6 protein-coding genes and 1 tRNA gene are annotated in these 6,048 nt (G+C 70.2%); 5 read left to right on the top strand and 2 right to left on the bottom strand.

Translation table 11 applies throughout. The annotated features are described in order from the left end of the window. Positions 1-52 precede the first annotated feature (52 nt). On the bottom strand, positions 53-1,225 hold the full coding sequence (locus tag ACFOGJ_RS29215; protein ID WP_379906835.1) for an ABC transporter substrate-binding protein: 1,173 nt from the start codon (positions 1,223-1,225) through the stop codon (positions 53-55). A 175-nt stretch (positions 1,226-1,400) separates the two neighbouring features. Between ACFOGJ_RS29215 and ACFOGJ_RS29210 the strand changes: the two genes are divergently transcribed. After that, positions 1,401-2,504 carry an NAD-dependent epimerase/dehydratase family protein gene (locus ACFOGJ_RS29210; RefSeq protein ID WP_379906834.1) on the top strand — a complete coding sequence of 368 codons (1,104 nt, stop codon included), beginning with the start codon at positions 1,401-1,403 and terminating at the stop codon, positions 2,502-2,504. Positions 2,505-2,513: 9 nt separating this feature from the next. Here the strand turns inward: ACFOGJ_RS29210 and ACFOGJ_RS29205 are convergent, their stop codons facing one another. Then, positions 2,514-2,978 carry a winged helix-turn-helix transcriptional regulator gene (locus tag ACFOGJ_RS29205; RefSeq protein WP_379906833.1) on the bottom strand — a complete coding sequence of 155 codons (465 nt, stop codon included), beginning with the start codon at positions 2,976-2,978 and terminating at the stop codon, positions 2,514-2,516. Positions 2,979-3,092: 114 nt separating this feature from the next. Here ACFOGJ_RS29205 and ACFOGJ_RS29200 point away from each other — a divergent pair, with 114 nt between their 5' ends. The 4 genes from ACFOGJ_RS29200 to ACFOGJ_RS29185 form a co-directional block, all read left to right on the top strand. Beyond that, positions 3,093-4,475, top strand: coding sequence for an MATE family efflux transporter (locus ACFOGJ_RS29200; RefSeq protein ID WP_379906832.1), 1,383 nt, complete (start codon positions 3,093-3,095; stop codon positions 4,473-4,475). An 87-nt stretch (positions 4,476-4,562) separates the two neighbouring features. Next, positions 4,563-4,649 (top strand) — tRNA-Leu (locus tag ACFOGJ_RS29195). A gap of 29 nt (positions 4,650-4,678) precedes the next feature. Continuing rightward, positions 4,679-5,653 (top strand): NAD-dependent epimerase/dehydratase family protein, encoded by a 975-nt coding sequence (locus ACFOGJ_RS29190; protein ID WP_379906831.1) that lies wholly within the window; start codon positions 4,679-4,681, stop codon positions 5,651-5,653. 183 nt (positions 5,654-5,836) lie between these two features. Further along, positions 5,837-6,048 (top strand): cold-shock protein (locus ACFOGJ_RS29185; protein ID WP_379906830.1); only part of this gene is annotated, 212 nt, incomplete at its 3' end.

Raw genomic sequence — 6,048 nt, 5'->3', positions numbered from 1 at the left:
CCGCGCGCCGCTGCCGGCGGTCGCCGGGGCAGCGGGCGCGCGGCCGTCAGGCTCAGTCGAGCGCGATATACTTGACGAAGCTGCTCTGGCCGTCCTTGACCTCGAACAGCGCGACCTTCTTCTTCGCCACGCCATTGTCCTGGTAGACCATCTGGCCGCCATAGACGCTGTCGAAGCTGGGATTCTCGCGGATCGCCTCCGCCAGCTTCGCGCCGTCCCAGTAATCGCCGCCCTTCGCCTTGGCGCGGCGGATCGCCTCCGCGATCACATAGACGCCTTCGTAGTAGTTGGCGGCATAGAATTCCGGCGCCTCGCCATGGCGCGCCTCATAGTCCTTGGCGAACTGCTCCGCCCAGGCCTCGGTCGGCGCGAAATAATCGGAGGTATATTCGTAGCCGTCGGTATACTTGCCGCCGACCTTCTGGATGTCGGCATTGTACTCGATGCCGATCACCGGCACGTCCATGCCGAACTCGCGGATCTTTTTCAGCGCCAGGCCCGGGTCGGGGCTGAACAGCCACAGGCCGACCCAGTCGGGGCCGGAGGCGCGGATCTTCGCCACCTGGGTGTCGATGTTGGGGGCGCCGACCTCCATGAACTCGGTGGCGACCACCTCGCCGCCGGCCTTCTTCCAGAACGGGTCGACGGTGGCGATCACGCTTTCGCCCGCGTCGGTCTTCCAGGCCAGCTGCGCCATCTTCTTCAGGCCCAGCTCCTGCGCCCGCTGGGCGGCCGCCTGGCCCAGGTCCGAGGCCAGCGAGCGGTTGTGGAACAGGTATTTCGAGGCGCCGATCAGCGCGGTGGAGACGCCGCCGCCGTTCAGCAGCAGGATCCCCTTCTCGTCCGCGATGGGGGAGATCGCCAGGGTCGGCGGCGAGAAGGAGGTCAGCACCGCCTGCACGTCGTTCAGGTTGATCAGCCGGTTCATCGCCGCGACGCCTTCCTTGGCGACGCCGGACTTGTGGTCCTCGATGATCGCCTCCAGCTTCACGCCATCGATGCCGCCCTTGGCATTGATCTCGTCGACGGCCTGCTGGATCGCCTGGCTCATCACCTTGCCGTACCAGTCGGCCTTGCCGCTCATCGCCAGGATCGCGCCGATCCTGTAGACCTCGGGGTCCTTGGCATCCTGTGCGGCGGCGGGGCCCGCCTGGGTCAGGCCCGCCACGGCGAGCGCGCCGGCGGCCGCCCAAAGGAATGTCCTGCGGCCAAAAGCCCTTCGCATCGCGTCCTCCTACCCTATTGCCGGGGCTTCGCGCCCCTTGTGTGGTCGTTGGCACCGGGAAAGCGGATGGTTTGAACATCCGTTTGGCACCAGCCGGCGGCATCGTGGCATGTTCTCGCCCCGGCTCCAACCGCTTCGCGGGCACGGGGGGGGAGGCATTGATGGGAGGCAGCGCATGACATCCGACACGGCGCGGAAACGGGTCCTGATCGCCGGCGCGTCCGGCACCGTGGGACAGGCGGCGGTGCGCCATTTCGAGGCGCTGGGCGATTGGGACGTGATCGCGCTGTCGCGGCGGCCGGCCGGCCATGCCGGCACCGGCCGGGTGCGGCAGCTGTCGGTCGACCTCGACGATGCGGCGGCCTGCGCCGCGGCCCTGGCCGACCTGCCGCCGGTGAGCCACCTGGTCTATGCCGCCCTGTTCGAGCAGCCGGGCCTGGTCGCCGGCTGGCGGGAGGCGGCGCAGATGGAGCGCAACCTGGCGATGCTGCGCAACCTGGCCGGGCCGCTGATCGCCGGCGGTGCGCTGCGCCATGCCACCCTGCTGCAGGGGACGAAGGCCTATGGCGTGCATATCCACCGCATCCCGGTGCCGGCGCGGGAGAGCTGGCCCCGCGATGCCCACGACAATTTCTACTGGCTGCAGGAGGACTGGCTGCGCGCGCAGGCCGCGGCCCGCGGCTTCGCCATGACGGTGCTGCGGCCGCAGATCGTCTTCGGCGAGGCGGCGGGCGTGGCGATGAACCTGATCCCGGTGCTGGGCGCCTATGCCGCGATCCGGCGGGCGGAGGGGCTGCCCTTCGCCTATCCGGGCGGCCCCGGCTACCTGTCGGAAGCGGTGGATGCCCGCCTGCTGGCGCAGGTCATCGCCTGGGCGGCGGAGGCGCCGGCGGCGGCGGGCGAGTGCTTCAACGTCACCAACGGGGACGTCTTCGCCTGGCCCAATGTCTGGCCCTCCATCGCCGATGCCTTCGGCATGGAAGCCGGCGAACCGCAACCGACGTCCCTGGCCGGCTACCTGCCGGCGCGGGCCGAGGTCTGGGCGCAGATCGCGGACAGGAACGACCTGCGCCACCGCGACCTCGCCGCCATGATGGGCGAATCCCACCACTATGCGGACTTCTGCCTCGCCCATGGCGCCACCCGGCCGCCGCCGCCGGTCCTGGTGAGCACGATCAAGCTGCGCCAGGCGGGCTTCGCCGGCTGCATCGACACCGAGGTGATGTTCCGGCAGCTGATCGCGGAGGCCCGGGAGATGCGGCTGCTGCCGCCGCGGTAAGGGGGCCGCTCAGTTGCCGTCCGGGGTGGCGGTGCGGCCTGACCGCAACCGGACCTCGCCGGGGCCGAGGAGGCGGCCATCCTCGGCCTGCACCCGCAGCCGGCGCAGCGGCGCGCCGGCCTCTTCGTCGACCATCAGGGTAATCTCCTCGCCCGGGGCGTAGAGATGGTCCTCGCCCCATTGCCGCAGCGACAGCAGCACGACCTGCAGACGGCGCCCCTTCTCCGTCAGGTGGTACTCGCTGCGGTCCGCGCGCTCCGGCGCCGGGCGGCGTTCCAGGATGCCGTCCGCCACCATCTTGCGCAGCCGGGCGGCGAGGATGTTCTTCGCCAGGCCCAGCCGCTGCTCGAACTCGCCGAAGCGTCGCGCGCCGCGCAGCGCCTCGCGCACGATCAGCAGGGTCCACCAGTCGCCGATCGCGTCCAGCGCGCGTGCCACCGGGCAGCGGGCGGTGCCGAAGCTTGTGCGTTTCATGTCCCGGTCCCGGACCGATTCCAAAACAGTTGCATCATTAAACCAAACGTGGTCCCTTCTGTCAGAGTTTCAAATTGAAACCTTGAGAAAATCGGGATTTTGACGGGGAACGGGATGGCGTCCATCGACACCGCCGCAACGGTTCCGGCTGCCGCGCCGTCCCGCCGCGATCTCTTTCTGCAGGGCCCGATCCTGCCGACCCTGTTGCGCATCGCCTGGCCGAACAGCCTGATGCTGATGGCGCAGGCGGCGGCCGGGCTGGTGGAAGCCTGGTGGCTGTCGCATCTGGGCACCGACGCGCTGGCCGGGATGGCGGTCGTCTTCCCCCTTGTGATGCTGATGCAGATGATGTCCGCGGGCGCGATGGGCGGCGGCATCACCTCCGCCATCGCCCGCGCGCTCGGCGCCGGGCGGCAGGCGGACGCGGACGCGCTGGTCCTGCATGCGCTGCTGGTCAGCCTGGCGATGGGCGCGGCCTTCGGTGCGGTGATGCTGGGCTTCGGCCCGGCGATCTATGCCGCGCTGGGTGCGCAGGGGGCCGGGCTGCAGGCGGCACTCGCCTATTCCGACATGGTGTTCGGCGGCATCGTGCTGCTCTGGCTGATGAACGGCCTGGCCTCGGTGATCCGCGGCACCGGCAATATGCTGGTGCCGGCGCTCGTGGTCTGCGGCGGCGCGCTGCTGCTGGTGCCGGTCTCGCCATTGCTGATCTTCGGCCTGGGCCCCCTGCCGGGCTTCGGACCGGCCGGCGCCGGCGCGGCGATGCTGCTCTACTTCCTGGGCTGCGCCGCGGTCCTGGGCTGGTACCTGCTGAGCGGCCGCAACCCGGCGCGCCTGCAGCCGGTCCGCCTGCAGCGCCGCCTGCTCGCGCAGATCCTGCGGGTCGGCCTGCTGGCATCGGTTTCCTCGGTGCAGACCAACCTGACCGTCGTGGCCGCAACGGCCCTGGTCGGTGGCAGCTTCGGCGCGGCCGCGGTCGCCGGATACGGCATTGCGGCGCGACTGGAATATCTGCTGATTCCGCTGGTCTTCGGCATTGGCGGCACCCTGGTGGCGATGGTCGGCATGAATATCGGCGCCGGCCAGGGGCGGCGGGCGCTGCGCATCGCGCTGGCCGGCGGGCTCGCCGCCTGCCTGGTCGCCGAGGCGGTTGGCCTGGCCGCCGCGACCTGGCCGGAGGCCTGGCTGCGGCTGTTCAGCGACGATCCCGACATGCTCGCCGCCGGTGCCGCCTATATGCGCAATGTCGGGCCGTTTTATGGCCTGTTCGGCCTGGGCTTCGCCCTCTACTTCGCCTGCCAGGGCGCGGGCCGGCTGGGCTGGCCGCTGCTGGCGGGCTTCCTGCGCCTGGCCGCGGTGGCCGGGGGCGGCTGGCTGGCGCTCGCCCTGACCGGCAGCCTGACCTGGCTGTTCCTGAGCATCGGCGCGGGCATGGCGGCCTACGGGCTGACCATCCTGGCCACCACGCCCGCGCTGATGCGCGCCGCGAGCCGCTGACCCCCTTGAGCTGACCGGCTGAACACTGGACTTGGCCGGCGCCGTCATGGCAGAAGATCCGGGCTCCGGTCCCTGGCCGGCACCTGCGCGGGCGTGGCGGAATTGGTAGACGCGCCGGACTCAAAATCCGGTTCTGGTGACAGAGTGTCGGTTCGACTCCGACCGCCCGCACCACCACCCAGATCTGTCGCAGCGGTGCTGCCATGACCATCCTCGTCACCGGCAGTTCCGGCCATCTGGGCGAAGGTCTGATGCGGACCTTCCGCGCCGGCGGGCAGGCGGCGCTGGGCATCGACCTGCTGCCCGGGCCGTTCACCGACCGGGTGGGTTCGATCGGCGACCGCGCCCTTCTGGCCGACATTCTGCGGGGCGTGGCGACCGTCTTCCATGCCGCGACCCTGCACAAGCCCCATGTCGCCAGCCATGACCGGCAGGCCTTCGTCGACACCAATGTCACCGGCACCCTGGCGCTGCTGGAGGCGGCTGTGGCGGCCGGTGTGCGGCGCTTCGTCTTTACCTCCACGACCAGCGCCTTCGGCAGCGCGCTGTCCCCGCCGTCCGGCGCGCCGGCGGCCTGGATCGACGAGGATGTGGTACCGGTGCCGCGCAACATCTACGGCGCCACGAAGCTGGCCGCGGAGCATCTGGTGGAGCTGTTCGCCCGCCAGCACGGCCTGCCGGCGATCGTTCTGCGCACCTCCCGCTTCTTCCCGGAGGAAGACGACGACCCGGCGGTGCGTGCCGCGCACAGCCTGGCGAACGCACAGGTCAATGAGCTGCTGTACCGTCGCGCCGATCTGGCGGACGTGGTGGCGGCGCATCTGTCGGCCGCGGCACGGGCGCCGGCGCTGGGCTTCGGGCGCTTCATCGTCTCCGCCGCCACGCCGTTCGTCCATGGCGACCGGGCGGAACTGCGGCGCGACCCGATGACGGTGGTGGAGCGGCTGTTCCCCGGCTGCCGCACCCTTTACGCCCGGCTGGGCTGGACGATGTTCGCCACGATCGACCGGGTCTATGACAGCCGTGGCACGCAGCAGGCGCTCGGCTGGCGGCCGGACTACGGCTTCGGGCGGGCGCTGGCCGATCTCGCGGCCGGGCGCGAGGCCCGCAGCCCGCTGGCGCGGGCGGTGGGCGCGAAGGGGTATCACCGGAGCGGCGCGGCCGGGGCCGAAAAATAAAAATTATCGTCCTTGTATTATTGCGAGGAAGGGCACATCTTCCCCAAGTCGATGGACGGTTGGGTCTGTCGCCTCTGCGCGGAGCGATTCGCGCTCGGCCGATTGTCTTCTTCCCGAGAAATGCGAATTCGACGACCCGCGCCTGCGCGGGCGCGCCAATATTCTGTCTAGAAAGGGTTTCCCATGTCCCAGGGAACCGTGAAGTGGTTCAACGCCCAGAAGGGCTTCGGTTTCATCCAGCCCGATGACGGCGGCAAGGATGCCTTCGTGCATATCAGCGCCGTGGAGCGCGCCGGCTTGTCCGACCTGCGCGAGGGGCAGAAGCTGTCCTACGAGGTCGTCTCCGACCGCAAGACGGGCAAGCAGTCCGCCGACCGGCTCGAGCTGATCGACTG

The sequence above is a fragment of the Marinibaculum pumilum genome (assembly GCF_042646425.1).
Taxonomy (GTDB): domain Bacteria; phylum Pseudomonadota; class Alphaproteobacteria; order Ferrovibrionales; family Ferrovibrionaceae; genus Marinibaculum; species Marinibaculum pumilum.
Note: the sequence above shows the minus strand (reverse complement) of the source record. Positions and strands in the feature narration are given on the sequence as shown.

Excerpts from the sequence above, each read along its gene's own strand:
- ACFOGJ_RS29215 (WP_379906835.1), bottom strand. The coding sequence starts at position 1,225 with ATGCGAAGGGCTTTTGGCCGCAGGACATTCCTTTGGGCGGCCGCCGGC.
- ACFOGJ_RS29205 (WP_379906833.1), bottom strand. The coding sequence starts at position 2,978 with ATGAAACGCACAAGCTTCGGCACCGCCCGCTGCCCGGTGGCACGCGCG.
- ACFOGJ_RS29200 (WP_379906832.1), top strand. The coding sequence starts at position 3,093 with ATGGCGTCCATCGACACCGCCGCAACGGTTCCGGCTGCCGCGCCGTCC.
- ACFOGJ_RS29190 (WP_379906831.1), top strand. The coding sequence starts at position 4,679 with ATGACCATCCTCGTCACCGGCAGTTCCGGCCATCTGGGCGAAGGTCTG.
- ACFOGJ_RS29210 (WP_379906834.1), top strand. The coding sequence starts at position 1,401 with ATGACATCCGACACGGCGCGGAAACGGGTCCTGATCGCCGGCGCGTCC.